Raw genomic sequence first — 6581 nt, forward strand, 5'->3', positions numbered from 1 at the left:
GGCGGGGCACTTATCCACCACTTCAGGCGCGTTTGCGCAGGAGCCCGGCGAGCATCAGCGCGGTCGCGATCAGCATCGCGATGGAGAGCCCCATCAGCAGCGTCGCGACGATGTTTTCCTGAAACGGCGTGCCGGTATGGCCGGAGCCTGAGATCGGCATCAGTGCGCTCGCGCCCCAGGCGGCGGCGAGGAACACGGTCGCCCAATTGGCGGTCGTGCCGAACAGGAACAGGCCAAACGCCGTCTTCTTCAGCGCCGGGCCGAGGTGCACCCGGTCCCAGATTGCGCCAATGGCAATCAGGAAAGTGCCGTTCATCAGGCCCTCCAGATGCGAGGACAGTCCCATCCGCGGATTGAGCAAAAGCGGCCCGACAAAGCCTGTGACGAGGCCCAGCAGGAACAGGCCCGCCCCGACGATGAGCAGCCAGTCTTTCTGTGAGTACATTGTTTTCGCTCCCCTTATTTTTCGGGGAGTGTGCGCCTGTTTGGCCTAGATATCCAGATCTTCCACAAAGGCCGCGTTTTCCTGGATGAAGCGGAAGCGCAGCTCGGCCTTCTTGCCCATCAGCGTGTTGATGAGTTCGGCAGGCTTCATCTCGGTCAGCTCGTCCATGGAATCCGGCAGCGTCACGCGGGCGAGCGTGCGGGTTGCCGGGTTCATCGTGGTCTCTTTCAGCTGCGCCGGGTTCATCTCGCCGAGACCTTTGAAGCGCGTCATGTCGACTTTCTGGTTCGGCTTGAAGTGTTCCTTCATCTTCGCCGCGCGGTCTTCATCGTCCATGGCGTAGACGATCGTGCCCTTGTTGGAGAGCTTGTAGAGCGGCGGCATGGCCAGGAAAAGCCGTCCGGATTCAATGAGTCCCGGCGTCATCCGGTAGAAGAAGGTGATCAGCAGCGCCGCGATGTGGGCGCCGTCCACGTCGGCGTCGGTCATGATGATGATGCGCTCATAGCGCAGGTCATCGATGGCGAATTTCTTGCCGAGCTGGGTGCCGAGGGCCAAGGCGAGATCATTGATCTCCTGGTTGGCCATCATCTTGTCGAGCGAGGCGCTCTCGACGTTCAGGATCTTGCCGCGGAGCGGCAGGATGGCCTGCGTTTTCCGGTCGCGCGCCTGCTTGGCGCTGCCGCCAGCCGAGTCTCCCTCGACGAGGAACAGCTCGGTTTCGTCCGGACCTTTTTCGGAGCAGTCCGCCAGCTTGCCGGGCAGGCGCAGCTTCTTGGTCGCGGACTTGCGGTTGATTTCTTTCTGTTTCCTGCGGCGCGCGCGCTCATCGGCGCGGTCGATCGCCCAGGTCAGCAGCTTATCGGCTTCCTTCGGGGACCCAGCCAGCCAGTGGTCGAACCGGTCGCGCACGGCGTTCTCGACGAGGCGGAACGCGGCGGTGGTCGACAGCTTGTCCTTCGTCTGGCCAACGAATTCCGGGCCGCGGATGAAGACGCTGAGCAAGAGGCCGGAGTGGCCCATGATGTCGTCGGCGGTGATGTCGCCAGCCTTCTTGTTGCCGGTCAGCTCACCGAAATTGCGCAGGCCCTTGGTGATGGCTGAGCGGAAGCCCGCCTCGTGCGTGCCGCCTTCGGGCGTCGGGATCGTATTACAATAGGAGCGGGCAAAGCCGTCGCTCTCGCCGAAGCCGGCCTGCGTCCAAGCGATGGCCCACTCGACCTTGCCTTCCGCGCCCATGTCCACGAGACCCGTGAACGGCGCTTCGGTGATCGTCGCTTTACCGCCGAACACCTCTGCCAGCTGGTCGGCGAGGCCGTTCGGGTAGGAGAGGACTGCCTCTGCCGGGATCTTGGAGTCTTCCGGCAGGAGGGACGGGTCGCAGTTCCAGCGCACTTCGACGCCGCGATAGAGATAGGCTTTGGAGCGCGCCATCTGGAACAGGCGCGCCGGGCGCCAGCGCATCTTCTCGCCGAAGATCTGGTGGTCCGGCTTGAACTTGACCGACGTGCCGCGCCGGTTGGGAGCGGCGCCGACCTTCTCCAGCTTGCCTTCGACGAGGCCGCGGGAGAAGCACTGGCGGTAGAGCCGCTTGTCGCGGGCCACCTCGACTTCCACATGCTCCGAAAGCGCGTTTACCACCGAGATACCCACGCCATGAAGGCCGCCGGCGGTGGCGTAGGCCTTGTCCGAGAACTTCCCGCCCGAGTGCAGCGTTGTCATGATGACTTCGAGGGCGGATTTCTTGGGGAATTTCGGGTGCGGGTCGACCGGGATGCCCCGGCCATTGTCCGTGACGGTCAGGTAGCCTTCGGCGTCGAGATTGATCTCGATCCGGTTGGCATGGCCGGCGACGGCTTCGTCCATGGCATTGTCCAGCACCTCGGCGAAGAGGTGGTGATAGGCGCGCTCGTCCGTGCCGCCGATATACATACCGGGGCGTTTACGGACAGGCTCGAGGCCTTCGAGGACTTCAATGTCCTTGGCGGAGTAACCGGACGTGTCGGAGCTCATTTGGTCGAACAGCTTTGCTTGCTTGGCGGCGGCCATTTATGGTCTCCCTTAAGGGCGTCACGAGTCAGTGTCGATATTGGGGGAACATCAATGACTGCCACGATTAACACTGCATTAACCCTGGCTAGCGGGCTGACATTTCCCAACCGTCTTGTGAAAGCGGCAATGACAGAGGGATTGGCTGATTCGCGCAACCGGGTCACTGAGGCACATGTCACGCTCTACCGGCGCTGGGCCGAAGGGGGGCTTGGCGGCATCATCACCGGCAATGTCCAGATCGACCACGACCACCTCGAACAAGTGGGGAATGTCGTCATCGGCCCGAAGGTCTCGAATGAGGAACTGGACGGGTTCGCCCGCTGGGCGGAGGCGGCGAAAAGCCATGGCGCGGAGCTGGTCATGCAGGTCAGTCATGCCGGCCGGCAGACGCCGAAACTGGTAAACCCGCGGCCGGCTGCGCCGAGCCCTGTGGCGCTTGGCCTGCCTGGCGGCCAGTTCGGATCGCCCCGCGAGATGACGGCGGATGAGATCCAGGCCGTGATCGAAGGCTTCGGCCGGGCCGCGAAAGTCGCGAAACAGGCCGGGTTTGACGGCATTCAGGTCCATGCCGCCCATGGTTACCTCCTGTCCTCCTTCCTGTCCCCGCTGGCCAACCAGCGCCAGGACGAATGGGGCGGCCCGCTTGAAAACCGGGCAAGATTGCTGGTCGCCTGCGTGAAAGAGGCGAAGGCGGCGGTGGGCCCCGGTTTTTCCGTGTCGGTAAAACTGAATTCCGCAGACTTCCAGAAAGGCGGCTTCAGCTTTGAGGACTGCCTCGGCGTGATCGACCTCCTCGATACGCTGAACGTTGATTTCGTGGAGATTTCCGGCGGCAATTACGAGCAGCCGAAAATGATGGATCAGGAAGGCCTGCAGCCGGCCTTCGACCAGCCGGTGGCCGAGTCGACCCGCGCGCGGGAGGCCTACTTCCTGAAATACGCCCGCGCGGTACAGGACCGGGCGAAGATGCCCCTGATGGTCACCGGCGGTTTCCGCACTGTGGCCGCGATGAATGACGCCTTGGCGGCGGGCGAGGCGGACCTGATCGGGCTTGGCCGGCCGCTTTGTGTCGATACGGCTGCGCCGGCCCGCCTGCTGGACGGCTCGCAGGACGCGCTGGACCGGTGGGAGCAGAAACTGCGCATCGGGCCGGGCCTGCTGGGGCCGCACTCACCGATCAAACTCGTCAAGGCGCTTAACGGTTTCGGCGCCATGGGGTGGTATTATGAGCAGCTGAAACGGCTCGGTGCGGGAGGGGAGCCAGATGAGAAACTTGGCGTTCTGTCGGCTTTTCTGGCCAATCAGAAATCGGAAAAGGCTGCCGCAAAGGCATGGCGGGCCGCAGCGCCCTGATTGCAGGCAGGGGCGGGGTAAATCACAATTTTGTTGCGCAGGGGCCGGGTTGAAGCGGCCGTTGCCACTCTCCACATCTGGTACATCGCCCGACTCCCGTCATCATTGGCAGGTAGGGTCACATGGTCGCCGCCAGGCGGGACCATAATACGAAGGAGGCAGTTACATGCCAAAGACCAAGAACCTTCCGGTGTTGCCGCTTCGGGACATCGTGGTTTTTCCCGACATGGTCGCCCCGCTCTTTGTGGGCCGCGACAAGTCGGTTCGCGCCCTCGAAATGATCGAAGAGGCAGACAATGAAATCATGCTGGTGGCCCAGCTGGATGCCGCGATCGACGATCCCGGCTCCGATGACGTGCACGAAACCGGTACGATCGCCACCATCCTCCAGCTTCTGAAGCTGCCCGACGGCACCGTGAAAGTGCTGGTCGAAGGCAAGACACGTGCACGCGTGAACGAGCTGATCGACCGCGGCGACTATTTCGAAGCCGAAGTCGAAACGCTGGAAGAAGCCGAAACGGACAATTCCGATGTGCAGGCCCTGATGCGAGCCGTGCAGGAGCAGTTCGAGAATTACGTCAAGCTGAACCGCAAGATCCCGCCGGAATCGGTGGGCACGATTACGGCGATGACCGATGCCGGCCGTCTGGCCGACTCGGTGGCGTCAAACCTCTCGGTCAAGCTCTCCGACAAGCAGGAACTGCTCGAACTCACGGACGTGAAGGAACGCCTCGAAAAGGTCTTCGCGCTCATGGAGAGCGAGATGGGCATGCTGCAGATGGAGCGGAAAATCAAAAACCGCGTCAAGCGGCAGATGGAGAAGACCCAGCGCGAGTATTATCTCAACGAGCAGATGAAGGCGATCCAGCGCGAGCTGGGTGAGCAGGGCGAAGGCGGCGAGCGCGACGAGCTGGCCGAACTGGAAGCCCGCATCAAGGAAACGCCGCTGTCCGAAGAGGCCCGCAACAAGGCCGACGCCGAAATGAAGAAGCTGCGGCAGATGTCGCCGATGTCGGCGGAATCCACCGTTGTGCGGAACTATCTCGACTGGCTGCTCGCCCTGCCATGGGGCACGCGCAAGGACATCGAGACCGACCTGGTCAAAGCCGAGCATCAGCTCGACGACGATCACTACGGCCTCGAAAAGGTGAAAGAGCGGATCCTCGAATATCTCGCCGTGCAGAAACGCACCGGTAAGATGAAGGGGCCGATCCTCTGCCTCGTCGGCCCTCCGGGTGTCGGTAAGACCTCGCTTGGCCGGTCCATCGCCGAAGCCACGGGACGCGACTTCGTGCGCGTGTCGTTGGGCGGCGTGCGTGACGAGAGCGAGATCCGCGGCCACCGCCGGACCTATATCGGCTCGATGCCGGGACGCATCATCCAGTCGCTGAAGAAGGTGAAGTCGGGTAACCCGCTGTTCCTTCTGGACGAGATCGACAAGATGGGCATGGACCATCGCGGCGATCCGGCCTCGGCCCTCTTGGAAGTGCTCGACCCGGAGCAGAACTCGACGTTCAACGACCACTATCTGGAAGTCGACTACGACCTCTCGGATGTGATGTTCGTGACGACGGCGAACTCGCTCAACATGCCCCAGCCCTTGCTGGACCGTATGGAGATCATCCGCATCGCCGGGTACACGGAAGATGAGAAGCTGGAGATCACCAAGCGCCACCTGATCCCTCAGGTGCGTGAGGATCACGGCCTTGCCGAAGACGAGTTCGTCGTCACCGACCAGGCCATCCGCGACCTCATCCGCTACTACTCCCGCGAAGCCGGTGTCCGTAGCCTGAAGCGTGAGATTGCGCGCCTGGCCCGCAAGGCCGTGCGCAAGCTGGCAGAGCAGGGCGAAGGCGCAACGCTGACCGTGACGCCGGAAAACCTCGGCGAGTTCGCGGGCGTGCGGAAGTTCCGCTACGGCCTTGCCGACGAGACCGATCAGGTGGGCGCCGTTACCGGCCTTGCCTGGACCGAGACGGGCGGCGACCTCCTCACCATCGAGGCGGTCAAGATGCCCGGCCGCGGGAACATGAAGGTCACTGGCAACCTGCGCGACGTGATGAAGGAATCGATCCAGGCGGCGAGCTCGCTCGTCCGGTCCCGGTCGGTGATGCTCGGCATCAAGCCGACGGTCTTCAACACGACGGACATCCACGTCCACGTGCCGGATGGCGCTACGCCGAAGGACGGCCCGTCTGCCGGTGTCGCCATGACCACGGCCATCGTCTCGCTGCTGACCGGCAACCCGGTCGACCGCGAGGTCGCGATGACCGGCGAGATCTCGCTGCGTGGCAAGGTCCTGCCGATCGGCGGCCTCAAGGAGAAGCTGCTCGCAGCCCTCCGCGGCGGCATCAAGACGGTCCTCATTCCGGAGGAGAACGAGAAAGATCTCGACGAGATTCCGGAGAACGTGAAGACGGGCCTGAAGATCGTGCCGGTCTCTGACATCAATGAGGTGCTGGAGATTGCGCTGACCCGGCCGCTGACCCCGATCGAATGGTCGGAAGCCGACGAGGCGGCGCTGCATGCGTCGCTGTCCGGGCAGGGCAGCGGATCGGGCGACCAGCCCCGCGCCCACTGAGGCTCGGCAAACTAAAAACACTAGGCGGCCGCTTCTTCTGGAGCGGCCGTCTTGCTTTTTGTTCCAAGGCCCGGCATGAACGCGCCCGGATGGGCGGTTAGCTCAGTTGGTAGAGCATCTCGTTTACACCGAGAGGGTCAGCGGTTCGAG

Annotated in this window: 4 protein-coding genes; 2 read left to right on the top strand and 2 right to left on the bottom strand. The window is 63.0% G+C overall.

The features are described from left to right. Positions 1-22 precede the first annotated feature (22 nt). Positions 23-445 carry a hydrogenase gene (locus HY26_RS08235; RefSeq protein WP_112073353.1) on the bottom strand — a complete coding sequence of 141 codons (423 nt, stop codon included), beginning with the start codon at positions 443-445 and terminating at the stop codon, positions 23-25. Between the two features lie 45 nt (positions 446-490). Beyond that, a complete protein-coding gene (parE, locus tag HY26_RS08240) occupies positions 491-2494 on the bottom strand; it encodes a DNA topoisomerase IV subunit B (protein ID WP_112073354.1) in 2004 nt (667 codons plus the stop codon). Between the two features lie 54 nt (positions 2495-2548). Here parE and HY26_RS08245 point away from each other — a divergent pair, with 54 nt between their 5' ends. After that, positions 2549-3850 carry an NADH:flavin oxidoreductase/NADH oxidase family protein gene (locus HY26_RS08245; protein ID WP_112073355.1) on the top strand — a complete coding sequence of 434 codons (1302 nt, stop codon included), beginning with the start codon at positions 2549-2551 and terminating at the stop codon, positions 3848-3850. 166 nt (positions 3851-4016) lie between these two features. After that, positions 4017-6431, top strand: coding sequence for an endopeptidase La (gene lon, locus HY26_RS08250; RefSeq protein WP_112073356.1), 2415 nt, complete (start codon positions 4017-4019; stop codon positions 6429-6431). Positions 6432-6581: the final 150 nt, after the last annotated feature.

It is taken from the genome of Hyphomonas sp. GM-8P (assembly GCF_003263315.1).
In the GTDB taxonomy this organism is placed as follows: Bacteria; Pseudomonadota; Alphaproteobacteria; order Caulobacterales; family Hyphomonadaceae; genus Hyphomonas.

Bases quoted from the DNA above. Each gene is read 5' to 3' on its own strand.
- lon (WP_112073356.1), top strand. From the start codon at position 4,017: ATGCCAAAGACCAAGAACCTTCCGGTGTTGCCGCTTCGGGACATCGTG.
- HY26_RS08245 (WP_112073355.1), top strand. From the start codon at position 2,549: ATGACTGCCACGATTAACACTGCATTAACCCTGGCTAGCGGGCTGACA.
- parE (WP_112073354.1), bottom strand. From the start codon at position 2,494: ATGGCCGCCGCCAAGCAAGCAAAGCTGTTCGACCAAATGAGCTCCGAC.
- HY26_RS08235 (WP_112073353.1), bottom strand. From the start codon at position 445: ATGTACTCACAGAAAGACTGGCTGCTCATCGTCGGGGCGGGCCTGTTC.